The 26,255-nt window shown below is 47.5% G+C and carries 17 protein-coding genes and 1 tRNA gene; 14 read left to right on the forward strand and 4 right to left on the reverse strand.

All coding sequences use genetic code 11. The annotated features are described in order from the left end of the window. The first annotated feature begins 16 nt into the window (after window positions 1-16). Complete coding sequence (locus ACT6NU_RS01000) at window positions 17-2,242, forward strand: hypothetical protein (RefSeq protein ID WP_445382598.1); 2,226 nt, start codon at window positions 17-19, stop codon at window positions 2,240-2,242. Between the two features lie 107 nt (window positions 2,243-2,349). After that, window positions 2,350-4,422 (forward strand): hypothetical protein, encoded by a 2,073-nt coding sequence (locus ACT6NU_RS01005; protein WP_445382599.1) that lies wholly within the window; start codon window positions 2,350-2,352, stop codon window positions 4,420-4,422. A 42-nt stretch (window positions 4,423-4,464) separates the two neighbouring features. Here ACT6NU_RS01005 and ACT6NU_RS01010 read toward each other — a convergent pair whose 3' ends face one another. Continuing rightward, on the reverse strand, window positions 4,465-6,321 hold the full coding sequence (locus ACT6NU_RS01010) for a pyruvate kinase (RefSeq protein WP_445382600.1): 1,857 nt from the start codon (window positions 6,319-6,321) through the stop codon (window positions 4,465-4,467). A 551-nt stretch (window positions 6,322-6,872) separates the two neighbouring features. Beyond that, window positions 6,873-6,949 (reverse strand) — tRNA-Pro (locus ACT6NU_RS01015). Window positions 6,950-7,098: 149 nt separating this feature from the next. Here ACT6NU_RS01015 and ACT6NU_RS01020 point away from each other — a divergent pair. From ACT6NU_RS01020 to ACT6NU_RS01065, 10 genes are all read left to right on the forward strand, one after another. Next, on the forward strand, window positions 7,099-8,157 hold the full coding sequence (locus ACT6NU_RS01020; protein WP_445382601.1) for a hypothetical protein: 1,059 nt from the start codon (window positions 7,099-7,101) through the stop codon (window positions 8,155-8,157). A gap of 62 nt (window positions 8,158-8,219) precedes the next feature. Beyond that, window positions 8,220-8,615: a hypothetical protein gene (locus ACT6NU_RS01025; protein WP_445382602.1), complete on the forward strand. Its 396-nt coding sequence runs from the start codon at window positions 8,220-8,222 to the stop codon at window positions 8,613-8,615. A 22-nt stretch (window positions 8,616-8,637) separates the two neighbouring features. Further along, entirely contained in the window at window positions 8,638-9,501 is an 864-nt protein-coding gene (locus ACT6NU_RS01030; protein ID WP_445382603.1) for a DUF5777 family beta-barrel protein, read from the forward strand. A 48-nt stretch (window positions 9,502-9,549) separates the two neighbouring features. Next, window positions 9,550-9,825, forward strand: a complete 276-nt coding sequence (locus ACT6NU_RS01035) for a hypothetical protein (RefSeq protein ID WP_445382604.1) — start codon at window positions 9,550-9,552, stop codon at window positions 9,823-9,825. Window positions 9,826-9,833: 8 nt separating this feature from the next. Continuing rightward, on the forward strand, window positions 9,834-10,790 hold the full coding sequence (locus ACT6NU_RS01040; RefSeq protein WP_445382605.1) for a 4Fe-4S dicluster domain-containing protein: 957 nt from the start codon (window positions 9,834-9,836) through the stop codon (window positions 10,788-10,790). Window positions 10,791-10,792: 2 nt separating this feature from the next. Continuing rightward, window positions 10,793-12,109, forward strand: a complete 1,317-nt coding sequence (nrfD, locus tag ACT6NU_RS01045) for an NrfD/PsrC family molybdoenzyme membrane anchor subunit (protein WP_445382606.1) — start codon at window positions 10,793-10,795, stop codon at window positions 12,107-12,109. Then, the gene (locus ACT6NU_RS01050) at window positions 12,102-12,977 is read left to right on the forward strand and encodes a hypothetical protein (RefSeq protein ID WP_445382607.1); all 876 of its coding nucleotides are present in this window, start codon (window positions 12,102-12,104) and stop codon (window positions 12,975-12,977) included. Before nrfD ends, ACT6NU_RS01050 begins: the two co-directional genes overlap by 8 nt. A gap of 2 nt (window positions 12,978-12,979) precedes the next feature. After that, entirely contained in the window at window positions 12,980-13,384 is a 405-nt protein-coding gene (locus ACT6NU_RS01055) for a c-type cytochrome (protein ID WP_445382608.1), read from the forward strand. An 83-nt stretch (window positions 13,385-13,467) separates the two neighbouring features. Continuing rightward, the gene (gene hemA / locus ACT6NU_RS01060; RefSeq protein ID WP_445382609.1) at window positions 13,468-14,688 is read left to right on the forward strand and encodes a glutamyl-tRNA reductase; all 1,221 of its coding nucleotides are present in this window, start codon (window positions 13,468-13,470) and stop codon (window positions 14,686-14,688) included. 47 nt (window positions 14,689-14,735) lie between these two features. Next, entirely contained in the window at window positions 14,736-15,134 is a 399-nt protein-coding gene (locus tag ACT6NU_RS01065; RefSeq protein ID WP_445382610.1) for a hypothetical protein, read from the forward strand. A 113-nt stretch (window positions 15,135-15,247) separates the two neighbouring features. Here ACT6NU_RS01065 and ACT6NU_RS01070 read toward each other — a convergent pair whose 3' ends face one another. Beyond that, on the reverse strand, window positions 15,248-23,764 hold the full coding sequence (locus ACT6NU_RS01070; RefSeq protein WP_445382611.1) for a T9SS type B sorting domain-containing protein: 8,517 nt from the start codon (window positions 23,762-23,764) through the stop codon (window positions 15,248-15,250). 134 nt (window positions 23,765-23,898) lie between these two features. On the opposite strand from ACT6NU_RS01070, the gene ACT6NU_RS01075 reads away from it, so the two are divergent. Then, on the forward strand, window positions 23,899-25,020 hold the full coding sequence (locus ACT6NU_RS01075; protein ID WP_445382612.1) for a PQQ-dependent sugar dehydrogenase: 1,122 nt from the start codon (window positions 23,899-23,901) through the stop codon (window positions 25,018-25,020). Window positions 25,021-25,029: 9 nt separating this feature from the next. Continuing rightward, window positions 25,030-25,437 (forward strand): c-type cytochrome, encoded by a 408-nt coding sequence (locus ACT6NU_RS01080; protein ID WP_445382613.1) that lies wholly within the window; start codon window positions 25,030-25,032, stop codon window positions 25,435-25,437. A 2-nt stretch (window positions 25,438-25,439) separates the two neighbouring features. Here ACT6NU_RS01080 and ACT6NU_RS01085 read toward each other — a convergent pair whose 3' ends face one another. Further along, window positions 25,440-26,255, reverse strand: a complete 816-nt coding sequence (locus ACT6NU_RS01085; protein ID WP_445382614.1) for an N-acetylmuramic acid 6-phosphate etherase — start codon at window positions 26,253-26,255, stop codon at window positions 25,440-25,442.

The raw sequence follows: 26,255 nt of genomic DNA on the forward strand, positions 1-26,255 counted from the left end.
GTTAATCCCCACCGTCATGAGTAATTTTTTTAACGAACTCAAAAACCGAAACGTCTACAAGGTAGCTACCGCCTATGTGGTCACCAGCTGGCTGATTTTGCAGGCCGTGGAAACCCTGGGGAACAACCTGGGCTGGCCGCCAACCATTGCCTATTGGACCACCCTGATGCTTATTGTGGGCTTCCCCATAGCCCTGGTGTTGACATGGCTGTATGAATTCACACCACAGGGATTAAAGCGCACGGGAATCGTCCAACAGGATACGGCCGACAACCGCAAAGCGGGCCGGCGCCTGAACCATATAATCATTGGCGTACTTGCCGTGACCCTTTGCTTTCTACTGGTAGAAAGGGTTTTTTTTGCAGGGGCCACCAGTATCAACAAAAAGCAGGAAGCGAGTATTGCGGTGTTGCCGTTTGAAAATATCAGCGTGCTGGAAAACAGCGAAAATTTTGCTAAAGGCCTGACAGAACAAATTTTAAATGACTTGGCCAAATTAAGCGCTTTACAGGTAATAGACCCCAAATCTTCCTTCTCCTATGATGACATGAAAGTTAGTGATAAAGAAATAGGGGAAGAGCTAAAGGTAAATTATCTCCTTAAAGGAAGCCTTCAATATGACAAAAATAATAACCGGATTAAAGTTATTACCCGGCTTGTAAATGCGAATAATGGCCACTATTTATGGTCCGATTCCTATGAAGGTGATTTTATTGAGATCTTTGGATTTCAGGAAGATGTTAGCAGGAATGTCATATCCCAACTGAAGGTTAAAATACTTCCTGGGGAAGATCAGTTACTCGGAACTGTGCTTACCACGAATACAGAGGCTCTAAAACTGTATCTGGAGTCCAAAAACTATTCCAAGAAAAGAACGGATCAAGATCTTGAAAAAGCAATAACCCTCCTTAATGAAGCCGTAAAATTGGATCCCTATTTTGCGGAAGCCCATGCCGAATTAAGTTACCTCTACGGCAATTGGTTTTTTTATGGGAACGTAAGCAAGGAAATTCGTGACGAACGGATGGAATTCCACTTGGACAAAGCGCTTGCATTAGCCCCAGAAAGACCTGAGGTATTATGGGCTAAGGCTAGGTACTATGTGGTTTCTCCAGAAGATTCCAGCCAGGTAATCGCCGACCTTCGTAAGGCAATCGCGTTAAAACCTAATTATTCTGATGCATATTATTCTTTAGGTTTGGCTTTGCATCGTGCCCGGTTATTTGCTCCAGCTCTTAAAGCGATTGAAAAATCTGTGGAATTAGATCCTAAAAATTCCTTTTTAAAAATTCAACTAGCGGATATGAATTATTTCTACGGTTTCCAAGACCGGGGGTTGACCATAATGAATGAACTAATCTCAAAGGATTCCGTTCCGGGTGCCATGAGGCGAATGGCCTTAATGCTTTCCAAAGGGCCTAAGGGGGATATGTCAGAAGCATATAAATTAATTCATTCGAGTGGAAAACATGATGATGTTCGATATCGTTTAGGCAATTTAAATTTCAATTTACTTTTCCCGCTCGATTTGGATTTGCCTCCTGTATCTGACAAGTACAATCGACTTATGCAAGCGCGTTATCCGGATAACCCCACAACAATTCTAAGTATTTGTACATATTACTTATTCACTAATGAGTTTAAGACTCTTCAGGAAACCCTAGATCTTTGGGTTTCTGAAAAAGGACTAGACTACCAAACAGAAACATTAATCAAAGTACAGCTTCTAATTCGATTGGGGAAATACGAAGAAGCAAAAGATATCTTTGAACTTACACATCCTAACATCCAAGAGGACCTCATCTATGTTGATAGTTTAAAATATGGATCGAAATACAATGACTTAAAAACTTACATTGAATTGCTCCGATTAACTCACGATAATACTAGGGCGGATAATTTTGCCAAAAAACTGTGCGAATATTATAAAACCCTGTCAACTTCTGATGACTATCTACCACCACATGAGAAAAACAACCTGCAACTAGATTGTTTATATGCCACCAACGATACACTTGCTTTTGTAGAGGCCCTTGAAACCAGGTATTTCCAAAAAAAGGACCGCCTGGATGTTTTCAGTGAACTTAAACGTGGCTTTTTTGACCGGTTTAAAAACGATAGAAAATTCCAAAAGGTTGTTAAACGGATTACAGAGGAAACCCACCGCATGCGGGCCGAAGTCATCGAATACCTGAAGCAAGAAGGGGATTGGGACCCTGCCTGGGATAAAGAACTAGAGTAAATTCCAAAATCCAAGCACCAATTCCCAATGGCTAATTCAGCTTTGGTTCCAGGTTGGAATTTGGTCCCGATAGCTATCGGGATGGATTTTGATTAACTTGTTAATCTATGAACAACTTCTGGGACGAACTCAAGCGCCGCAATGTGATCCGGGAAACCCTGGGATACCTCGCGGTTGCCTGGGTCCTGCTGCAAGTGGCAGACATTGTGCTTGAAACCTTTGATGCCCCGGATTGGGTCTCCCAAACGCTGGTCATTATTCTGGCGATTGGTTTACCTGTATGGGTTCTCATTTCCTGGGCTTACAAGATCACCCTGAAAGGATTTGAAAGGGTATCCGGCCCCTCTGAGGAGACCTCTTCGTTCAGCTCCCGGAAGAATCTGCTGCTCATGTTTGCTTTTGCTGTTGTTATGGCCGTGGTGCTGGTTTATGCCTTCCGGGGCATTGGGTTCAACCTCAGGAAAAATGCCGTTTACAGGGTAGTTGTACTTCCCCTCCGCGATATCAGTCAGGATAAGGACAACGAAACCTTCTGTTACGGATTGGCCAGTAGTATCCATGGAAAGATCTCCGGAGTCAAAAACCTGGAGACTTTAGCTTTCAATTCCTCCAACCACTTCATGGATTCAAACAAAAGAACCCGGGAAATAGCAGAAGAACTAAAGGCAGATTACATTCTGGAAGGGGAAGTAATACGGTTTGAAGACAACCCGAATCTCATGCTGATTTCAGTAAATCTCGTAGATGAGGATGAAAGGGTAATCTGGTCTGAACGCTATGAAGAGAACGCTGAAAATCATGGGAAAATAACAGAAACTGTCTCCAAAGAAATTGTAGATCAATTGGATGTATATATATCCAAAGAGGAAACGGGCTACATAGAAAAAACAGGAACAAATAATCTTGAAGCCTGGAAACAGTTTATCAAAGGAAAACAGATTATTGAAGAGGATCATTGGTTGCCAAAGTACCAGGAGGCCACGGATTATTTTAAAGAAGCTATCAGGCTAGACCCTTTTTACGCGGACGCCTATGCCCATTTGGCCTATTGCCAGGAATATGAATACGTACATACTTGGGAAAATAAAGCGCTCCTTGACCTGGCCTATAAAAATGGAGAAAAAGCCTTACGCCTGGACTCTACCTCGGTCCGGGCCCATAATTTCTTTGGAAATTATTATCATTTCCCTGGTAAAAATCAAGCGATTAAAAAATCTGAATACCATTACCAAAAAGCATTATCAATTGAGCCTAATGACTTGTTAACAAACTGGGACTATGCATGGACATTGTCCGCAAGTTGGCCACAAGATCTTAACAAGTCTTTGAAATTAATAAACAAGGCCCGGGAAATAGCGCCCTATTCAAATAAGGTACAATGGCTTCGGCCACGAATTTTATTCCGGTTTAAAGATCCCGAACTAATTGAGGAGCTAACAAAAGAAGAAATACTTCTCGGGGCGGATACTACGGGTTTGTGGTATTTACATAGGAAAGGGGATATTGAAGCCTTAAGGCAAGGAAACATGGGCAAAAAACTGGAAATTTTCCTTAAGGCCTCGGAAATTGATACATTAAACAATTGGCTCTATTCGAGTATTGCGATAATGTATGACGAGTTTTATAATGATGACCAGAAGATGGTGGAGTATCTGCAAAAAGCTTACGAAATTGATAAAGGGCATTTATTCCATTTGCTGAGTGCTCTAAATGAAGCGGGGCAGTTCGAGAGGTCCTTAGAGCTGATGCAAACTCCGGAATTCCGCTACGGAAGAAACCACTTTCATCGTTCTCTTAGATGGTTCTTTTACCATTACTACCAAAATTCGTATGAAACTGCACTGAATATTGTTCAGGATAGCATAGGAAATACAGCTGAAGGCAGGTATATGAAGTGCCTTGCGCTGGCCGGCTTGGGAAGGGTAGATGAAGTGCATGATATACTGAATAATTTTTGGGGTGAAGGGGAATTGATACGAATTCCTGAATTGGTTACCGTGTATGCGGTGCTTGGAGAACGGGATTCCATGTACCACTACCTGAACCATCCAGAAGCCTATTTAAGATTAAACAGCCGTTCCATGCTCGACCCGTACCGCACCGAGCCACGTTACCGGGAATGGCTTCGAAAAAACTACCTGCCGCAACCGGAAGAAACCCCTCCAGTATTAAATAATTAAGGTATCGGGTTTCAATTCTCCTTTTGAAACAATGATGTAAGATCAGGTTGTTGAAGCCACCGATTCCTTCTGGTCGGCTCCTGTACTATGCAGTTTCGGCAGCAGCACTTCATTCTTTACATGATGCGCCTCCAGATCGGACAGGATTACATGTAACAAACGGATGGCCGACAGGATGTAAGGGCCTTTACTGAGCATGACGCACTCGGCCTGCATGGCGGCGGCGGCATCCGTGATTTCCGATCGCGATGGCAACCCTTTCTTGGCCAGGTTTTCCAATACCTGAGTAGCCCAGACCACGGGAATATGTGCAGCACCACATAAGGTCAGGATTTCCTGCTGTACCCTTCCAATTGAATCCCATCCGATCTCCACGGCCAAATCTCCCCGGGCGATCATTACTCCAATCGGTTTGGACTTCATGGCTGCCAGGAGGATTTGCCTGAGATGTTTCACGGCATGCCGGGTTTCGATTTTCAGGATAACCCCCAGCTGGTGTAGAACCCCCAGCTTGCCCAACTCCTCGTACAATTGCTCTACATCTTCTTTCCGGTTCACAAAAGAGAAATTAACAATATCCGCATGCCGGGCAACGAATTCCAGATCCTTTTTATCCTTTGCCGTTAACCCATTTATTTTCAATTCGGTGTCGGGAAAATTGATCCCCTTTCCGGCCCTGAGTTTGGAACCTTTTTCCCTGGCGGAGGTAATCCTCACCTGCCACTCCTCTTTTTGGATGTTTTCAACAATCCCTTCAATTTTACCATCGTCAAAAAAGACTCTATCTCCTGAATTGACGTAATCAAAAGCCTCGGGCAGCTGGCAGGAGATTTTGGCATTTTGTATGGGCCCGCCTTCCTCATTCCGTTTGGCTCCATGTCCTTCTAGAGCTTCACGGGAAACCTTCAGCACATCGCCCTTATAAAGGATAATGGGTTGCGCTGCCGCAGGTAAATCTCCTACAATAATGGGATCCAGCCTCCTGTTCATACACCTGAGAGCAGTCCCTGTTTCAATATAAAAGGTCTTGTTGCATGCGGCCCTTGCCCCTGCCTTATCGAGGTCCACTATTTTTAATCTTCGGTTTTTCCCGCGTGTATCCTGAAATTGGAAAACATCATCAGGTTTCAGGCTGGCCAATGCCTCAGCGCATATCGGCAATGCGTTTGACGGCGATGCCTCTGTGATCTCAGGAGTCAGGACAATTTCTGCGGGCCCAGTGGTAATTCCTCTGGCATCGCGAGTCGGCCGGTATTTCCGGACTTTAGGTCCCTGAGCCATAACCCCGGTCCTGTTCTTTGGGCCGGCAAGGTCCATGGCTATTTTGACGTTCCTTCCCGTTGTTTTTGCCGCCTGCCGTACATTATCGATCATCATTTTCCATATTTCTGGAGAATCGTGGGCGCAATTGATCCGCGCGCAATTCATCCCTGCCTGCACCATTTCGAGAACCAATTGAGGATTAAATGCCGCCTCTGTTGGTTGTGTCACCATAATGCGTACCCGTCTTCCCTTTGACCGGTAGCCCAGCAGTGCCTTGGTGTTTTTTGTAAGCAGTCGCTTACCTTTTTTAATGGACAGCCCGGTTTTTATTTTATGGATCTCGCTGCTCTCAAGTAATCTGCCTAAGATGAATCGGGTATTGTTTAAACTGGCCATAATATGACCTTCCGCATTGGTAAAACGGGTCAGGCCCAGGTTCCGCAATTTTTTTTTGATCCTCCTTAAATCGAACTTCCTGAAGGCGGTATAATGAATTAGGTTTTGGGCACTCAGAATATGTGCCTCATGTACATTTTCTAGAATAGCTGAATGCTGTTCTTCCTCTTGTATTACAGCTTCCACCACCATATTCAGGGCACCGAGAATCTCCGTTATTTTGTCCCTTTTGATTTTCATCCCAAAGTTTTAGGGTTGCATTATCCGACTATCTGCCCGGGGTGTCCGGGAGCAGGAAGCCGGAATAAGACGGATTAAATATCATAAAAGCCCATGTTTTAAGACTTTAACACTAAGCTAGGACAGCAGCTTTTTTAAACCAATGATAAGGATCAGATAGGTCAGTATTAAGTTGAAATTAATACTGGAATTTGGCCCCGATAGCTATCGGGGTGGGGTTTTCTGGATTACGCTCGCTACACTCGCGTGATCCAGAGCGGGGGATGTTGCTCAAGTAAATCCAAGCCGGCCAAAGAGGCCGGCTCTCTTTTTCATTTCATCCACGCTTACAAACAAGGGACTAGTTTACTGGAATTTGGAATTTGGTCCCGATAACTATCGGGATGGAATTTCTGGATTACGCCTTCGGCGTGATCCAGAGCGGGGGATGTTGCTCAAGTAAATCCAACACAGCCTTTCGGCTATGCTGTTTTTTTGTTCGCTCCAAACGCTCAAATAAATTTGGCGTTTTCCGCAAACAAAAAATCCAACGCTTTCGCGTTGGATTTACTTGGTCGGGATGACTGGATTCGAACCAGCGACCACGCGCACCCCATGCGCGTACGCTACCAGACTGCGCCACATCCCGAAATTCAGTTGGCAAAAATAATAAAGTTTCTTCGAAATCTGCTTTGTTCACCGGGATAAATATTTTCAAAACATGACATTTATCATGATTCATCATATTTCTTCTTTCTAGTTTAAGGGTATTATAGTAACCGCTAAATTTTGAGATTCATGAAAAATATTAATTTACCCAGCCTGCTGTTAATCCTTGCAATGGGATTTTTTTTAGTTGGCTGTACCAGTGACCCTATCGTCGGCCCTCCCGGTGCTGACGGAATTAATGGGATTGACGGTATAGACGGAGTGGATGGAGTAGACGGGACTACCTCCTGCGTTTCATGTCACTCCAATTCTTTCAGGGAACCCATTCAAATGGCCTATGCAAGTTCCGGAAAAAACACAGTAAGGTCTTTTGGCACATGGGCAAATTGTGCACGCTGCCATAATAATGAAGGGTTTATTGATTTGCTCTCCAATCTGTATATAGATTCCCTTGGATTTGCAACGGCGAATCCGGATGGGTATGGAGTATCTAATCCTATTGGCTGTACCGGATGTCACGACAGCCACCGTTCCTTCGATTTTGAGAACGACGGCAACGACAAAGCGGTGCGCTCCATTGCAGCGGTAGATCTCTTTCTGGATCCAAATATTCAGATAGACATCCGCAACAATTCAGACGAATTGGGGCTGAGTAATTTATGTGTGAATTGCCATCAACCCCGAAATAGTTACGAAATTCCGGGTCCGACCGCTGATTATGAAATAACCTCCAGCCGTTTCGGGCCTCATCACGGGCCGCAGTCTACCATGCTGGAAGGAATCATGGGTGCTCCCATTGCAGGTTCCGAGGCGTATCCCGGTCGTGGTTCAGCCGGCCACAGGACCGGATCTTCCTGTATAGCCTGCCATATGGGTCCGACCACAGACGGCACAGACGGAGGTCACACCTGGGTCCCCACAGAAAATGCGTGTTTACAGTGCCATACTTCTGGCCCGCCATCTGAGGTTAGTGGCCTTGCTGCCGATATGGAAAGGCTTGAGGCATTACTATTGGCTGCCGGTTCTATCAATGCTGAAGGCAGGCGTGTTCCCGGAACGTATTCTGCGGCCGTTGCACAGGCCACCTGGAATTATATGACCATCCTTGAGGATAACTCTGATGGGGTACATAATCCAAATTACGCCAAAGCGCTTATTAAAAACTCAATCGAGGCACTCGAAGATTAGCGGAATCCAAGACCCCCCGGATGGCCTTCGGGGGATTCTTTTATCTATCAAAATATGTGCGTATGTACCGATTTTTAAAAACAATATCAACCCTGTGTTTCTGCAGCCTGATGATGTATTCATGCTATTACGACGAGGCCTTGCCGGCTCCACCAATTCCGGATGTAGACCCCGATACCCCAATTTCATTCCGTACGGATATTGAACCGCTGTTTTCCAGGGATGAAACCAATTGTATCCTATGTCATAACGGAGCCATTCAGGATCCCGATTTACGTGTGGGAAATGCCTATAACGCAATTGTACCAACCTATGTCACTGCAGGAGATGCCGAAGGGAGTTTGTTTTACCAGCGACTGCCAGGCCTGGGTCACACAGTGGAAACAGGATTTGAATTGAGTACGGCAGATATTTCCCTGATTAAAAGTTGGATAGACAGGGGTGCCGAAAATAATTAATACACCAACGAGACCAGAAATAATGAAAAAAGGAATTTTATTACTGATGTGCTCCCTGCTGTATTCCGGTCTGTGCATCGGTCAGGAACAAAGCCGGGATACTGTTGTGGACAAACCGGAACGACCGGCCTTTGAGAGCTCTTACCTTATAGATAACCCCACCAATATTCTCTTTAATAAAAAGACATTGGAGATTATGATGTCGCACCGTTTCGGGTTGATCAACGGGGGTACTAATGACCTGGCGGGAATATGGGGTTCTGCCAATATCAGGATTGGGGCGACCTATGCAGTACACGACCGACTGACTGTAGGGTTTGGAACCACAAAATTCAAAAGGTTTCAGGATTTTAACTGGAAAGCCGCACTTTTAGAGCAAACCCGCTCGGGAAAGATACCGGTAAGCGTTTCCTATTATGGTAACTGGGCCATCGATGCCCGCAAAAAAGGAAATAACCGCTTTCCAACCGTGCAATCCAGGTATTCCTTTTTCCACCAATTGATTATCGCGCGGCGATTCAATCGCAATTTTTCCATGCAAATTGCTCCCAGCGTATCCCATTTTAATCTTGTCCAACCCAGAATGCGCAACGACGTTATTGGCCTGGCGGTAGGAGGGCGTTACAAGATTAGTCCGCAAACATCCATCCTTATCGATTATGCCAAACCTTTTGTACATCATTTAAATGGAGACGAACTCGATATGGACCCCAAACCGGGCTTTAGTATTGGTGCAGAATTCGCGACTTCAGGTCATGCCTTTCATTTATTTATTTCCAACCTGAGCGGCATCCTGCCACAGGAAAACTATATGTTTAATACCAACGACTTTTTTAAAGGCGACTTTTTGATTGGCTTCAACATTACCCGTAAATATAATTTCTGAATCCCGCACCGGGTTGAATATGTTTCTCCAGTAAAAAATGGACTTACTATGGATAACCACTCATTAGATAAAAAAGGCCTTAAAAGAAGAAAGTTATTACCCCTTATTATGGGTAGTTTCTTCTTACCGTACCTTGGTTTTGGTAACGGGCCAAATCAAGAAACCAATACTTCCCCTGAGGACAATGAAATATATGACACATTTCTGAAAGCCGATGGAAGCATTGTAAAAATCAAAAGAAAGGCTACCCGAGATGCTAAGGTTATCCAGAAAAAGGTGAGTAACAAATCCCTTTTAAACTGGCTCGGAAAATCAAATTCATAAAAGGATTTATGGAAGACAAGAATACAAATGGCCGTCGCAATTTTCTGGACAAAGGTCTTAAAGCTGGGATTCTGGGAGCTGTGGCTGCAGGAGCATTAAAATCATTGAATGCCTGCGGGAACACAAAAAATGAAGAAACCATTGAGGTAATGTCTACCGATGGGACCCTTATGAGGGTGCCCGCCGATATGGTGGAGGAAGTGCCCGGACTCAAGGATGACAACTACAAGGTACGGGAGGGATATCCCAATCGTAAATTCGTAATGGTTGTAGACCTGGCCCGTTGTAAAAATGCCAAAAAATGTATCAGTTCCTGTAACAAGGCCCATTTTGTTACCGGAGAGAATGCCTGGCTGAAAGTCTATAAAATGCAGGATTCACCTGAGACGCCTCCCTACTGGCAGCCAACCCTATGTATGCATTGCGACAAACCACCCTGCGTAAAAGTATGTCCGGTTGACGCTACATTTAAAAGGAGGGACGGCCTGGTACTGATCGACAATGATAGGTGTATTGGATGTCGGTTCTGTATGGCCGCCTGCCCCTACTCTACCCGTGTATTTAACTGGGAGGAACCCGCACAGGGAGAAACCACCGAAATAAGCCTGCATTTGGAACATATGTCTCACTCGCCTGATTACGCGGGTTTGCCAAGCCAGATGGGGACTGTCGATAAATGTGATTTTTGCCCGCACATGATTGATAATAATGAATTACCGCATTGCGTGACGGCCTGCCCCAATGGGGTATTCTATTTTGGGGATGCCTATGAGGATACTGTTACCAACGGGGAGGAAACATTCAGGCTCAAAGAACTATTGAAAGAAAAGGCCGGATACCGGCTCATGGAAGATTTTGGTACCGAACCCAGTGTGTATTATCTGCCTCCGGCAGACCGCCTGGTGGAGTTTGAGGAAGGTCTTGAGAATTACACGCCCTACCAGTCAGTAGAAAAACCTGAATAGTCATGGAGATACGCGATCGAATCCTAAAAGATCTGATGCCCAGGAAATTCGGGGTAAAGAGTTATATATGGCTCTCATTCCTGGGCATTTTGATCGTCGCTTCCCTGGTGGCCTATGCCATTCAGCTCAAGGAAGGACTGATTGTAACGGATATGCGCGACTACGCCCTTTGGGGGGTATATATTTCAAATTTCGTCTTCTTTGTAGCCATCAGTCTGGTTGGGTCGCTTATCACCGCCATTCTCAGGATTACGGGTGCCCACTGGAGAACACCCCTGGTCCGAATTTCAGAAATAATTGCAGTGGCAGCCATCATCATGGCAGGGCTTACAATTATTATTGACATGGGCCGCCCCGACCGGCTATTCAATTTGTTTTTGCACGGGCGACTTCAATCCCCTATTATTTGGGATGTTGTAGTCATCACTACCTATCTGGTAATAAGCCTTTTATTATTGTATTATCCGCTGCTGCCGGATTTCGCCTTGATAAAGAATCACTACCCTGAAGGATCCAGGGCCAGGAAATGGTATGCCCGGCTCTCCCTGAACTGGAAAGGAACAGCAGATCAGAAAGCCAGGCACAGAAGAGCGATCCGGATACTGAGTATCCTGATCATCCCGGTGGCCTTTGGGATCCACACCGTAACGGCCTGGTTATTTGCAACCACTTACCGCCCTGGATGGGACAGTTCTAATTTTGGACCGTATTTTATCGCCGGGGCCTTTGTTGCCGGAGCAGGCGCTGTTGTAGTGGTGATGTACATATTAAGGGAATCCCACCAACTAAAGCAGTATATAACAGATTTTCATTTTGATAGAATGGCCAGATTACTGGTATTGCTGTGCCTGGTCTATATCTATTTTAATATTAATGAATATCTGGTACCTGCCTATAAAAATACCGTGGACGAAGCGGTCCACTTAGAGGAGCTATTTGTTGGCGAATACGCCGCCCTCTTCTGGATGATTATAATTGGGAGCCTGTTCATTCCCGTGCTGGTCATGGTATTTCCGAAGGGTCGGAAACCTTTGCCTGTTTTTTTTATGGGGATCCTGGTCGTTATTGGTGCCTGGTGGAAAAGGTACCTTATTGTCACCCCCACCCTGCTGCATCCCTTTCTGCCGATCGAAGGGGTGCCGGAGTCCTGGCATCATTATTTCCCAACCACCCTCGAGTGGATTGTAACCATTGGGACATCGGCCATGGCCTTACTAATCATGACGTTTTTGGTGCGGTTTTTGCCTATTATTCCCGTAGAGAAGACTATTGAAAATGAAACATCCAAAATTTCCAATTTATTAGAACAGGATGAATAGGATAAGCTTACATAGCGCTTTGGCTGCCCTGCTTTGTTTGCTGTTGCTTCCGGCGACCGGATCACTCTACGGACAGGAGTCCAAAAACAGACCCCGTATCTCTTTGAGCTACACAAAGCTCATGCCGGAAACCTCTACCCTGTCCATACAGGCGAGGTACCGCGGGGAAGATGGCATGCAGCCTGCGAATGGTCTTAATTTTGAGATCTTCAATCAGACCGAAACAGATAGCCTGATCCTATTGGGAAATGCGATTACCAATCAAGAGGGAAAAGCACCGTTTCAATTGGGAGATCTGGCAAGCAAGCATGCCGATAGTACAGGACTATACACTTTTGTGGTGAAATCTACAGAACACCCGAGTTTTCGGATAGCCTCCAAAACGCTTTCCATCCGGGATGCCGAAATAGGCCTCCACTTTTCCAAGGAGACAGATCGTACCTATCTGGAAGCCCAACTGATCGATATCAATAATGGAGCGCCACTTGAAGACCAGCCACTGATCCTGCAAGTGCAACGTTTGTTCCGACCTCTACGGATCGGTGGAGATTTTAATATGACTGATGCCAGTGGAAGTATTCGAATTCCCATTGCTTCGGATATTCCCGGAGTAAATGGCCAGCTTACCCTGGAGGTTGTACTGTTGGATAATGACACCTACGGGACCGTAAAAGCCATAGCCAATGCTCCGTTGGGAGTCCCCATAACCGATAAGTCTACTTTTGACCAACGGACTATGTGGTCACCCCCGTCTAAAACCCCACTATTCCTGCTTGTAGTTTCGAATGTTTTGATTATCGGGGTCTGGGGGATCTTACTATATTTAATAGCAAACTTATTTTACATCTATAAATCCAAAAATCAATAGCCATGAAAAAAATCTTATTAATCGCATTGTTAGGCGTATTCTGTTTTGGGGTCTATTCATTTACAAATGATTACCAGGAAAAATGGGTAGTGCCTGCAGAGTATAAAAACAAAAAAAATCCTACTGATGCCTCAGATTCAGAAAACAAGGCCATAGGCAAAAACCTGTATTCCAAGCATTGTAAATCATGCCACGGCGCAGAAGGATATGGAGACGGCCCAAAGGCAGATGATTTAACCGGTGACCTTGGAGACTTTTCTTCATCGGAATTTCAAAAGCAGACAGATGGGGAACTTTTTTATAAAACCAGTTTTGGGAGGGACGACATGCCCGAATTCACTAAAAAGATTCCAGATGACGAAGACCGATGGCTGATTGTAAACCATATGCGGACTCTTAAAGAATAGCCCTCCAATTTCAGGGTTTTTGCACTTTATGACAATTGTCATAGGGAAGAAGCCTTTGTATTGCTTTATTAGTAAAATCAAATATGAGTAAATCCGTTCACTTTATAAGTATATCTCACCAAACAGCCACCATTCAGGTGCGCGAGCAATTCTTTGTGCCTGAGGAGGAAAAGCTGGAATTGATGGGGCATATACAAGAACTGTTTCCAGACATTTCCGGGCTGTTCCTGTTGGTGACCTGTAACCGGACAGAGTTTTATTTTGAATCCGAAACCACCAAAGCCGCAGAAGTTCGGGACTTTTTTGTCGAATCCAGGGGTGTTTCAGATCCTGAAGCCTCAAAATCGCTTTTTCAACAAGGCGATGATACAATGGATGTGGTCCGGCATTTACTGGAGGTATCTTCAGGACTTTCTTCACAGGTGCTGGGTGATGCAGAAATTTTAAACCAGATCAAAAAGGCATTCCAACTAAGTATGAGTCAAAATCTGCAGGGTTCCTTGCTGGAACGGGCCATGCAATCCGTATTTAAGTGCCACAAGCGTATCAGCAACGAAACTACCTTCAGGAATGGTACCACTTCAATGGCCTATAAATCTCTCAAAGTAGTAAGGGATCATTTTAATCGCTTGTCATCCAGGAGGCCCGTTCGCATTTTACTGATCGGGACAGGCGATATTGCAAGGCAACTGCTGAAGTATAACAATAGTTTTGGATTTAGTGAAATTTATCTGAGCAACCGCACCCAAAAAAATGCACAAAAATTAGCCGACAAATTCCATTTAAAACTCTATCCCTGGGAAAAGGTTCTAAGCAATACATTCGATGGTTTTGACGTCATCATCAGTGCCGTAAGCAATCAGCACCACCTGATTCATAGCATAAACCCCAATACTGACAAGCGCTTGCTAATAGACCTGGCTTTGCCAGCCAATATTGACAGTAATCTTAAAAGGGTATCCGGCCTTAGCCTCTATGACCTGGATTCTCTCTCTGTAGACCTGCAACAAACAAAGGAAAAACGGAGGGCTGCCATAAGGAGTGTAGAAGGGATCATTGAACAGGCGCTTCAGGAATATAATAACTGGTTTCGGGAAGCTCCTCTCAGGGCGGTGTTAGGCCAGTATAAACTACTGCTGGAAAGCAGGCTGGAGGAGTATTTACACGCAACATCTGAAAAAGAAGCTGTCAAAAGAGTTTCTGCAGAATCCGACCGATTAATGCGAAAGCTAATCAAATACCCACATAAAGAAGTGCGGCCGAAATTAATCGATCAGCTCATAGCAAATGAAGTGGAACTGTAGTGGTGTATCTTCCGATTGGTTTTTCGCACTATTAAACCTGAAAATTTATGATGTTCTTCAATCGCTTAAAAATAGTTTTGCTTTTTCTGCCTGTGGCACTTCTTTTATCCTGTAAGGATAATCCAAAAGAAGCCGGCCCTTTTCCTGTAAAATCCAATGTTGCACATATCTCCCTGGATGGCCTCAGTAATGAATTGCATAAAGTGCTTATTAAAGAGACTATACCCACGGACAAATACATATACCTGCTGGTTAGCGAAGAAGAAAGGGAGTTCTGGATTTCAACCGGATACCGGGAAGTTGCCCCGGGTGAAGAATATTACTACAGGGAAGCACTTCTGAAAACCGAATTTGAAAGCAAGGAGTTCGGAAAGACTTTCGACACCATCTATCTGGTTACCCGTCTTTTAAATGAGCAGGAAATGCTTGAAGTGCACGGCAACTAAAATTAGTTTCTTCCTACAGTTTCTATTTTAAATCAGGGATTGCCAAAAAAAAGAACCGGCCCATTGTAAATTGCAACAGACCGGCTCTAACACATGCTCCGCTTGTTATACCCTTATCTGTAAAGGGTAAAATGCCCTACATACTGCTGTTTTTCGTTGTCGTTGGCGTTAACCACATACCAGTAGTCCCCGGTGGGTACTTCTTTCCCTTCATAGGTACCATCCCATTTCGTTACCTGGTCCAGGCGGGCAACCACCCTTCCGTAACGGTCATAGATAATCACTTCAATATTCGGGAAAAATTCGCGGTTTCTGGGGAACCACTCATCGTTCATCCCATCACCATCCGGAGTAAAGAAGTTCGGGAAGTCTACCATGCCGTCAAAGTCAAATGGGAATGCGATTTCTACCTCACATCCCTGCTGGTCTACCACCCTGATATTTACAGTGGCGTCATAGTTGATATTAAAAACATTGTTGGCACCATAAGAATCACCCTGGAAGAAGTACTCGTATCCTCCAAAGCCTCCGGTAGCCGTAGCCGTAATTTCATCAGGCCCGGTTTGCATGGCATCCAATACCAGGGGCTGGTAATCTTCTATGGTAAATTCTACAAAGGACGTACAGCCGTTGGAATGATACAGGTATACGGTATGGTCTCCGGCTGGCAGATCGCCCCAGTTACGAATAGTGTCGGCCTGGGCGGTGATAGCATCTGTAGGATCTACCGGATCCAGTGCAAAGAGCACATCCGGCAGTACGCTGTTATCCTGCATTTCAATTCGCACTGTATTGAATGGAAATATTCCCTGGCATCCGTACTCTACAACAGGCTCTGCTGCCAGTTCCACTCCAATATCGATCGGAATCACCACATTGGTGGTACAGCCATTGGCATCACGGACAAAGACCACATAAGATTGACCCCCGGAGAGATTATCGTAGAATAAAGCGTCATTGCGGACATAATCCGTATCTGCCGAAGAATCCAGACTGGTTTCATAGTATTGCACCCCTACTCCATCCACAAAAGGGGTACCCCCGGTAATGGTGACCTGGGCAGATCCATCTGCAAAACCCAGACAGGTCTCAGGGCTGGCAGTGAAACTTGCCTGCAGAGGCTGTGGCTCTACCACGGAAATGGTTGTAACCTCTGAACATCCCTGTTCATCCTGAATAAGGATATCATACTCCCTTCCCGGGAAAGGTGCTCCTTCCAGATCGGTAAAGGTGTACTGCCCGGGAGTGGTCGGGTCACTAAAGAATTCGTTGAAATTCGGTTCTATGGCAAACTGCAACAGTCCCTGTCCGCCACTGTTCACTTCTATAGTAATACTGCCATCCGTTTCCCCGGCACAGGATACAGGGGTTGCCGTTGCCGTGAACAAAATGGGGTCGGGTCTCACGATGGTAAATGGCCCCTCCACGTCCCCGCAGGTACTGCCACTGGTTACAGTAACATAGTATTGATTTCCATCAGAGAGCCCCTCAAAGGTTCCGTCAGGCTGTGGCCCGCGCACGATTGTAGCTGAGGCCAGGGGATTAAAGGGATCCAGGCCGGGATCTCCGTCAAAGAGCATAAAACTATTGTTCCCCACCCCACCTGAGGCAAAGGATTCAATCCGTCCGTCCAGTTCATTGGAACAGGAGATATCATCCGGCAGGTTTACTACCAGGTCCAGGTTTTGGGCATCGATCAGGGTAAGTCCGTTGGAGTTTACCACATCACAGGTATTGGTTGCATTAATTTTGCGGACCTCAAACTGATAGAAGCCAGGGCCTCCTGATATCAGTACCGATGTAACGCCAGGGCCCATCGATGTAAAGGGATCCGCAGGCAGGGAACCAACCGGGCGGTACTCGTAATCAAAGCCGGGTTCCGGATTTTGTATACTCAGGCGCATTTCACCCATACCCCCACAACCGGGAGCCTGCACCTGTACCAGAGTAGGATTAATTGGCGGGGGCGGATCCACGAAATAGGGTGCGGTTACCCCTACACAGGAATAGCTGGAAGAAACCTCTATGGCATACCAGCCCGTACTGATGTACCCGGCACCGGAGCTACCGATAAAAGTAGGGGTGTCCTGTAAACCACTTCGGGATAACTCATCTGCAATATTGTTGCTGCCCAAATAAATGAGCTGGTACTTGTAACCGGCTCCGGGTACCCCTCCGGATGCTCCCGGAAGACCTGTAATAGCATCTCCTGTAGCAGGGTCATAGGCCTCCAGAACCGCATTATTACCTCCCGGACAAACCAGGGCCACAGGCTCCCGTATCCCGACTAAAATAGGATCAATAGGATTCAGGCTAATGTCTGCGGTTTGTGTACAGCCTTCAATATCCCGAACTTCCACGCGGTAATCCCCGCTGCTCAGGTTCTGGAAACGATCTGCGTTGGAGAAGGCCACAATTTCAATGAAGGTCCCACTGCCGTCATCCTGTAATAATCGATATTCATAAGGGGCAGTGTCCCAACCGCCGGTAGCGGAGGCCACAATAATTCCCATATTATCGTTACAGCTAACATTCCCTTCTTCCACAGCTGCAGGCACAAGTGGGCCGTTGGGTGCCCGTACGGTTGCAACATTACTTTCAGCCGGGCAGCCCGGGCTGTCTGCAGAAACGATGTCTACTATAAAGTTTCCACCCGTAAGACCGGTGATCCGGGCAGGATCCCCACTAACATCCGGGTAATTATTCGTATCAAAACTGCCACTGCTTACCGCAGGCATAATGCGGTTTCCGGAACTGTCTACCTGATATACCTGATAATTGTATACCCCGGTATAGTCGGTTACTTCTATAAAGAGTGCTCCGTCGTTTCCGGGTACCGCACAACTCACGGGGTTGGCCTCGCTGATGGATACCACCGGATAAATCGGGTCTATTACCTCATGCAAGGGTAGTGGATAGCTACAGCCCTCAATATTATCTGTGATTTCCAGTAAATAGCCTCCTGCAACCGGAAGGTCAATGGTAACAAAAGAGTCGCCGGGGGTATTGGTAACCGGTGCCAGGGCAACCGGGCCGTTTACCAGGGAAACCGTGAAGTCAGTAGTCCCGACCACATCAATTCGTACCCGTTCGTCCAGCGTACAGGTGAGTAGTTGTTCCACCGTTAAGGTTGGTACCACATCGGTGGGGGGATTAATGGTCGGCAGCGTAAACTGGTCCTGGCAACCATTCCCGTCTATGGCATATACCGTAATATTCTGAGGCGATCCGTTGTCGATTATTTCAAAAGTGTTCGCACTCTGATAATTCGAAAAGCCGGTTATACTGTACTGGTACCCGCCCACTGCCGTTCCCGGATCCACAATAGAAACGGTAATAATAGTGGAGCTATAGCGGTTTGCACCCGGCTCACAGGCAAAGTCCGGAGCGCTGGCCGTAATGGAAAACGGCTGGGGTTCCGATATTTCGATATTGTCCTGCCGGTCCTCGCAATTTCGGCTACTTACCACGGTTACATCGTAGAAACCAGGGGCCAGGTTGGTAAAGGAACCGGAGTTATTCTGTTGGACGATATTTGCCGTTCCCGCATCGTAAAGCGTATATACCAGGGGGTTATCCACATCGGTACCCGCCTGCAACAGCACGTCAATACTGCCGTCATTTGCCCCGAAACAGGAGATATCCGCATCCAGTACGGTATTGATAACCGGGGGAACCGGTGGATCCAGCGTTATATTGTCTACCAGGAAGGTACAGTTCCCGGAAAGGTCTGCCACCAGGTTGTCTGTGACCAATACTTCGTAATCACCTGCGGGGTATCCGCTAAAGATCCCGCTGGTATTGTCCGTAATATAGGCGCCTGCCCCGGTGCGCAGTTCAAAGGTGAAATCCCCGCTTCCGCCTATCGTATTGATAGTGATTTCCCCGTCACTGTTCAAACAGTTGGGTTGTGTGGTGAAATCTCCTGATGCTGTCAGGAATTCATATACCGTTGCGATTCCCTGGCTGGTACAACCGTTGGCATCGATTACATCAATGGTATAATCCCCGGGCGAACTTACCGTAAAGGTGGCCGGGTTGGTAAGCAGTGTCACCCCACCCAGTGTAAAACGGGGGGTATCTACGGTAGCCGGCATACTTACGGTGATCTGGAAAGAAGTGGCTGTAATATCGCACTGGTTATCCACCAAAATGGTTGGAGGTGGAAGATCCGGATCCAGGTTAATGATCTGGGCAATGGCAAATGAGGTACAGCCGCTGCTGTCCATAACATAGACATCATAAGCCCCGGCTGCTCCCACAAAGGTGGTTTCCGAGCTATAATCGCCAGGGGTCGGAGACACGCCACTGTCCATAAAGGCATACATATAAGGGCCACCATCCCCTCCGGAACCACGTACGGTAAACTGCCCAAAGGCGTTACAATTCGCTGGCTCTTCGGCCAGAATATCGATTGAAGGGGTATTCTGGTCTATGGTAACGGCTACTGCATCCGTACAGTCATTCGATAGGTCTGTAACAATTACCTGGTAATTGGCAGGCAGGGACTCATAGCTATTGGAATAAGGTACAGCTCCGGGGGTTACCGTTTCAAGCGGGATCCGGGTGCCGTCATCATTATTCAGCAATTCCACAAAGAGGGTGGCCCCCAGAGTAAAGCCATCAATGGTATAAAGAATTTGGCCGTTTCGGTTTACATCGCAGAAGCCGGGGGTTGAACTGGCGGTAATATCCAACGGATTAGGGCCATCCACCGGAGGGATTTCATCCAGGTACACACACCCGGTTCCCAAATCAGTTACCTCAACCGTATAGGTCACCCCAAACTGCAGTCCTGTAAAGGTATGTCTCCTTGGAGGGCTATTTACAGGAACAGGCGGGCTTGGATCTGTTGCCAGTCGGATTTCAAAGGGTCCGACCCCTCCTACGATCTCAACTGTATTGGTAAAGCCTCCAGCGGCACAAACGGGCGCCACTACCGGATCCGGAACTACATCCACGGTAGTCTGGTCTAAAGTGACCGTATCCACATCGCGGCAGCCCAGGGCATCCAGGGTTACTATAGTATATATACCGGGTGCCAGGTTGTCAAAACTCTCCGAAGTACTGGAAGTTGGCCCGATCCTGCTTAGTTCGTTGCCAAACTGGTCTTGAAGGATATAGGTAAAATCTGCCGTTCCCCCGGCCACGGACGTAACCTGTACACTTCCCTCCACTACCCCCAGGGAGCAGGTGGCTGTAAGCGGGCTTACGGTAGCATCTGGCGGTGGGGTGGCATCCAGCGGGATCAGTACAGAGGCTGGGACCGTTTCACAGCCCCTGGCATCGCGTACAATATAGGTATAGGTCTGACCGGCGATCAGGTTGGAAAATACAGTCTGGTCGCCAAAAGGCCCGCCATCAAAACTTATTTCATAGGGTGGAATACCGCTGGTGGCATCCGGAGTAATCGTTACAATTGCGTTATCGGTTTCCCCGCAACTGGCCGGAACCACATTTATACTGGCAGGGTCAATATTCGCCGGCGGGTTGAGCGTAATGGGTGAAGACTCCGCCACACAACCCTGATTGTCTGTAACCCTGAAAATATAATCTCCGGGTACATTGGTGCTGTATACAAATGAATTTGCACCCAGGGGGACTGGAGCGCCAAAAGTGCTTCCGTTGTCGGAACTGACCTCGTATTGTTTGGGGCCTGCCCCGGCAAGATACCCTCCGGTTACCTGAACGCTGATACCTCCGTCTGCCCCGCCACAGGGGATTTCGGAATCAATATTGGTGGTCACCCGTAATTGTGGGTTAACCGTAACGTTTACAAAATCAGTACACCCGTTGCCGTCTTCCACTTCAATGCTGTAATTGCCGGGCGTCAACCCGCTAAATACGGGGCTGGCCTGCAGCGGTCCTCCATTAATACGATATTGGTGGCTGCCCAGAGGTGCCGTTCCGGCCGTGGAAGTCACTTGCAGGGTTGCCCCGGTTCCGGGGACGTAACAAAAGTCCGATGCTGCTGCATCCAGGCTCACGGTTGGCGGATCTATGGGCGTAAGGCTAAAGTTGAAAGTAGCCGTACAGCCTTCCGCATCTTCCACAGAGAGGATATAGTTCCCTGCCAGACCCAGGTTTCCGAAGGTACGCCCGCTTCTGGGGCCAATAGTTGATCCGTTGGGCAGTTCCAAGGTGTAGCGGTAGGTACCCCATCCGCCGGAGGCAGTAGAAACAACCCGTCCGAGATTGCCATTGGCACAACTCATGGCGGTAACATTACCTGTAAGAGTAAGTGGGCTGGGCGGTTCTTCTATCAGGATGCTGGCCGTATCCGTACAACCCGTATCTGCATCGGTAACCGTAATGATAAAGTTTCCGGCGCCGGAGGGGGGAAGGTCCACTTCCGGGGCACTTTGCGGGGCGCTTTCAGGACCCCCGTTAATATTATAGGTATAGGCGTTATCGAAGCCATCTATTATAAAGGTACCCGCACCATCGGTAGCTCCGGTACACACCCTTGTATCGCCTCCGGATTTAACCCGGGCGCGAATGGTACTGAGCACAGCCGGGGTAAAACTCTCTGTATACATACAGCCATTGGCATCGGTAACACGGAAAGTATAGGCCGTGTTAACGGCTAATCCTGCAAAGGTATCGCTGCCTCCGTTGTTGATACTTACGGGGCTGATCACTTCATATAAAACGATGGCCGCATTGCTGGTTACGCTTAATTGAACATCCGATGTCCCGGCGGCACAGTTGATAGCACTTTGGGCAAAACTAATGTCCGTAGGCGGATCCACATCGTTGATGGTAATGGTAGTCAGGTCCAGGCGACACCCTCCGGCATCCCTTATAATTGGAGTATAATCTCCGGGTGCCAGGTTGCTATAGGTGAGTTGTGCACTGAAATTGATCCCGTCAATACTGAATTCGTAGCCGCTTCCGAAACCACCTGAAAAAGGCCCCTGGAACTCGATAATACCACCGTCAACCCCTCCGGCAGCATTACAAACCCGATCCTGGATTTTTACGGCAGATCCATTGATAGCCCCAATATTGGTTACAGTAATACTGTCGGGCAGTGTATAAATACAGCTAAAACTGCCCTGCTCATACCGTACCTGAATGTTGTTATACGTACCGTCCGGAACCGTTAGTACCGGGTTGGCCGACCAGGGGTCAGACGGATCTGCCCTGAAAAAGAGGTTATACCCCTTGGCATCTATAATATTGATATCGATACGGGCCCCGCTGTTACAGTCCCCGTCGGTCCCGGTTGCCGAAACTACCGGTGGAGTAAGCTCTTCAACGCTGGCGGTTGCCGTAATCACACAACCATTGGCATCGGTAATAGTAAAGTCGTAAGTTCCCGCAGCGGTTACATTATAGGTGGTCTGGCTGGCATAGGTCCCACCGGAGTTCCCGCCGTCACTAACCGTAAAACTGTAGGGAGGTGCCCCGCCCGAAGTCCGGACGATAATATCCGCATCATTGGCGCCACAAGCCGGGTCTGAGCTCAGGCTTTCATTCACCTCAGTGGAAGCCGAAAGGGCTACCAGCCCGTTTCCAATACTGATGGGATTCCCGTTTATGTCGAGGTCCTGCCGCGGTGGTGGTATGCCGTTCCCGGGGTCTCCCGCACATTGCTGTGTTTCTACCTGTATGCTGTAATTGCCGAAGCCCACTGCAGCAAACGTATAGGGATTGTTGGGGATAAAGGTGGTAAATTCCTGCGGGACCCCGCTTGAATCGAGCAGGGTGTATTTATAAGGGCCCGGTACGTTATTCACGGTTACTGTAATACTTCCGGTTTCTCCGAAACACTGGGCATCCACAAACTCCACATCGATATCGATATCGAGCTGGTCAATCGTTATGGGGGCGTAGGGATACTCACAGGTATTGGGTGTATTTCGCAGGCGGGCCTTTACGATATAAGTTCCAGGGGCCAGTCCGTCAAAAATGGGAGAAGACTGCCAGGGTCCGAAACCGCTGCCGCTGTCCATACTGAATTCGTAGGCACTTGAAAGGTTGGTAATTTGTATCCGACCGTCTACACCGCAAATAAAATCCCGTTTAACAAAGGTTTGGGTAATGGTACTCTTTTTAACCTTGAAATAGTAGTAGGCACCACCGTCTACCCGGACCCGGAATTCTGCTCCACTGGAAGCAGGGATACCAGCTGCATTGAGCGTAAGGGTGGAAGCCCCTGAAATAGTTTGCCAGGAAGTGTTACACTCGTTCCCGATAATGGGCGGACAATCTTCATTGATGTCGAAGGTACATGCCCCGGTTGGGACCAGTTGCTGCCATTGGTAGGTACTGTGGCTCCCCGCAACGCTGATGATACGGTCATCAAAATCCCCACAGAGATTGAAGCGGGCAATCGTAAAGCCGTTGTCGCTACAAACCACTTCCTCATCCGCATTCTGGATGATGGTCATAAACATAGGCGCCGAAGCCGTCAATGCGTCGGCCCCGGAAGTTTGTATTCCAAAAGGATCCTGTGTTTCGGCCTCAGGCCCGGAAGTATCCTTGTCAAAACTGTCAGGGAGCAGATAGTGAAATCCCCTGATCAGGCTTTGAATAGGACCATTCGCAATTGCCGAAGTACTGATGACAGCAACAGCTATCAGCAGCAGGGCATACCATAGATGCCTGGTTCGTTTCGGGAGCATAGGTTAAACTTGTGGTAAGAATAATCGGGATTTGGGAACCCAACTAGTCTTCGGTGTAATTATATATACTTATAAAAACTCTTTATCTTTAGGGGGTTAAACCCCATAATCATTATAAATCTTAACGATCTGATATGCGAAATAGTATGGTATGTATCTGTTTTTTCGTTGTAATGACCTTTGTTTCCTGTGCCCAGGACCCCGAAAACAAGGTAAATGTCCCGGAAAACAAGGTGGTTTCCGCCGAATTGGTGGTAGATGGCCTCCAAATTCCCTGGGGGATGGCTTTTCTGCCGGATGGCGGCATGCTGATAACAGAAAAATCTGGGGAACTTATCCGCTTTAAAGACGGGCAAAAGACTACCATAGGCAACCTGCCTGAAATCTACAACCGCGGGCAGGGTGGGCTGATGGATCTTGAATTACACCCTGACTATTCCGAGAATGGCTGGATATACCTGAGCTACGCCTCTCCCGAGGGAGCAGAAAAAGGCGGGAACACTGCCATAGCCCGAGCCCGTTTACAGGGTAATCAGTTAGCAGACCTGGAGGTGCTCTACAAGGCAGGGCCCAATACCATACGGGGGCAGCACTTTGGTTCCCGGATTGAATTTGACAGCGATGGGTATCTGTATTTTTCCATAGGGGAACGTGGGGAACGGGATGTAAACCCGCAGGATATTAACCGGGACTGCGGAAAAATATACCGCCTGCACGACGATGGGCGGATCCCTGCAGACAATCCTTTTATAGATAGCCCGGAAGCCCGGCCTGCCATCTATACCTACGGCAACCGGAATCCGCAGGGCATGGCCCGGCATCCGCAAACCGGGGAGATCTGGATACATGAGCACGGCCCAAGGGGTGGAGACGAAATCAATATTGTCAAAAAAGGTGCAAATTATGGCTGGCCCCTGGTGACTTATGGTATCAATTACAGTGGGACCCCTATTACGGATCAGACCGAAATGGAAGGAACCGAACAGCCCATTCACTATTGGGTCCCCTCTATTGCCCCCAGCGGTATGTGTTTTGTTACCTCAGAGCGGTATCCGGACTGGAACGGCAATTTACTGGTAGGTTCCCTTTCTTTCCAATATCTGGAACGCCTGGAACTCGATGGAAACACAGTCGTAAAAAGGGAAAAGCTCCTGGACGGGATGGGCCGCGTGCGCAACGTTCGCCAGGGCCCGGATGGTTTTATCTACGTAGCTATAGAGGGGAAGGGCATTTACCGCCTGGTCCCGCAAGGCTAAATGCCAAATATGCTTAAAAGACTGCTTTTTTTTATTTTCAGTACAGGAATTATTACTATGCTTTACGGACAGGATAAAACCCTTTCAAAAAGCATTGAAAGGGGGGCAGCAGTCTACCAGGACTTTTGCGTTACCTGCCATTTGCCGGATGGCAAAGGGGTTGAGGGGGTATATCCGCCCCTTGCGGGCTCCGATTATCTCATGTCCAAAAGGGCAGCCAGCATACGGGGGATCAAATTCGGACAAAGGGGCCCCATTGAAGTGAACGGCATCACTTATGACAATACCATGATGCCGATGGGCCTGAAAGATCAGGAAGTTGCTGATGTCATGAATTATATCCGCAACCGCCTCGGAAACAAAACCGAAGAGGCCATGGTAACCGAGGCTGAAGTCGCCCAAATTGGGCGCAATTAGGGCTATTTTCCCAGAGAACTCAGGGCCGCCTGCACGGAACCGTATTTTTTAAGGGCTTTTCCGGCTGCCTCGTATGACAGCCCCAGACTATCCATCAGATACCGGGTGCCCCGGTCAATAAGCTTGTTATTGCTCAATTGCATATGTACCATCCGGTTACCCTGAACCCGTCCTATCCGGATCATCAGGGCTGTGGAAATCATGTTCAGCACCAGTTTTTGGGAGGTACCACTTTTCATACGGGTACTGCCGCTTACAAATTCCGGCCCTACATCCACTGCTATCGGGATCTCGGCCGCCAAAGCCAGGGGAGAACCAGGGTTATTGGTAATTCCCGCGGTCAGCAAGCCTTCCGAACGAGCCTTTTCTACGCCTCCCAGCACATAAGGGGTAGTTCCGGAAGCGGCAATCCCCACTACTGTATCCATTGGTCCGATATTAAATGCCTTTAAATCTTTCCAGGCCTGTTCCCGGTCATCTTCGGCGTGTTCTACCGCCTTCCGGATAGCGGAATCTCCCCCGGCAATCAGGCCTATAACGCGGTCATGCGGCATGCCGTAAGTAGGAGGAATTTCGGAGGCATCCAGTATTCCCAGCCGGCCACTGGTGCCCGCCCCTATATAAAACAGTCTCCCCCCACTGAGGAACCTGGGAACAAGGGCTTCAACCAGCTTTCCAATTTCCGGGATGCAGGCTCCCACAGCCAGGGCTACTTTCTGGTCTTCCGTATTAATTTTTTCGAGCAGGCTCTGTACGGATTCATTTTCAAGATTGTCGTAAAGGGAAGATTGCTCTGTAATTTTTCTAAAGTCTGACAT

Source organism: Robiginitalea rubriflava, assembly GCF_052540725.1.

Coding starts and splice junctions, on each gene's coding strand:
- ACT6NU_RS01025 (WP_445382602.1), top strand. CDS start 8,220: ATGTACCGATTTTTAAAAACAATATCAACCCTGTGTTTCTGCAGCCTG.
- ACT6NU_RS01035 (WP_445382604.1), top strand. CDS start 9,550: ATGGATAACCACTCATTAGATAAAAAAGGCCTTAAAAGAAGAAAGTTA.
- hemA (WP_445382609.1), top strand. CDS start 13,468: ATGAGTAAATCCGTTCACTTTATAAGTATATCTCACCAAACAGCCACC.
- ACT6NU_RS01020 (WP_445382601.1), top strand. CDS start 7,099: ATGAAAAATATTAATTTACCCAGCCTGCTGTTAATCCTTGCAATGGGA.
- nrfD (WP_445382606.1), top strand. CDS start 10,793: ATGGAGATACGCGATCGAATCCTAAAAGATCTGATGCCCAGGAAATTC.
- ACT6NU_RS01080 (WP_445382613.1), top strand. CDS start 25,030: ATGCTTAAAAGACTGCTTTTTTTTATTTTCAGTACAGGAATTATTACT.
- ACT6NU_RS01055 (WP_445382608.1), top strand. CDS start 12,980: ATGAAAAAAATCTTATTAATCGCATTGTTAGGCGTATTCTGTTTTGGG.
- ACT6NU_RS01005 (WP_445382599.1), top strand. CDS start 2,350: ATGAACAACTTCTGGGACGAACTCAAGCGCCGCAATGTGATCCGGGAA.
- ACT6NU_RS01075 (WP_445382612.1), top strand. CDS start 23,899: ATGCGAAATAGTATGGTATGTATCTGTTTTTTCGTTGTAATGACCTTT.
- ACT6NU_RS01030 (WP_445382603.1), top strand. CDS start 8,638: ATGAAAAAAGGAATTTTATTACTGATGTGCTCCCTGCTGTATTCCGGT.
- ACT6NU_RS01000 (WP_445382598.1), top strand. CDS start 17: ATGAGTAATTTTTTTAACGAACTCAAAAACCGAAACGTCTACAAGGTA.
- ACT6NU_RS01065 (WP_445382610.1), top strand. CDS start 14,736: ATGATGTTCTTCAATCGCTTAAAAATAGTTTTGCTTTTTCTGCCTGTG.
- ACT6NU_RS01050 (WP_445382607.1), top strand. CDS start 12,102: ATGAATAGGATAAGCTTACATAGCGCTTTGGCTGCCCTGCTTTGTTTG.
- ACT6NU_RS01085 (WP_445382614.1), bottom strand. CDS start 26,255: ATGTCAGACTTTAGAAAAATTACAGAGCAATCTTCCCTTTACGACAAT.
- ACT6NU_RS01010 (WP_445382600.1), bottom strand. CDS start 6,321: ATGAAAATCAAAAGGGACAAAATAACGGAGATTCTCGGTGCCCTGAAT.
- ACT6NU_RS01040 (WP_445382605.1), top strand. CDS start 9,834: ATGGAAGACAAGAATACAAATGGCCGTCGCAATTTTCTGGACAAAGGT.
- ACT6NU_RS01070 (WP_445382611.1), bottom strand. CDS start 23,764: ATGCTCCCGAAACGAACCAGGCATCTATGGTATGCCCTGCTGCTGATA.